Annotated in this window: 1 protein-coding gene; it reads right to left on the bottom strand. The window is 64.6% G+C overall.

The annotated features are described in order from the left end of the window. Position 1: 1 nt before the first annotated feature. The coding region (locus MJ643_RS31165; protein WP_247727379.1) for a DUF1178 family protein at positions 2–246 on the bottom strand (245 nt) is incomplete at its 5' end.

Genomic DNA, 246 nt, shown 5'->3' with positions numbered 1-246 from the left:
CTTACTGCAAAGTCTCTTTGGCTGCCGCAGGCAAAGGCAATGGCAGCACAGGAATCCCCTCTTCGACCAAAGCCAGCGTCTCTTGAACGGTGGCCTGGCCGCGGATGCCTCGCTCGGGCGCTTCGCCGTGGTGGATGCGCCGCGCTTCCTCGGCAAATGCGGATCCGACATCCTCGGTCTGCCGGACCACCTCACGGGCAAGCTTCAGCCAGGCCGCGTGCAGGGCCTGTGCGTTGGTTGCAGGAG

Source organism: Pseudomonas sp. PNPG3, from assembly GCF_023093815.1.
Lineage (GTDB): Bacteria > Pseudomonadota > Gammaproteobacteria > Pseudomonadales > Pseudomonadaceae > Aquipseudomonas > Aquipseudomonas asiatica.
This window is presented reverse-complemented; position numbering and strand designations above follow the sequence as displayed.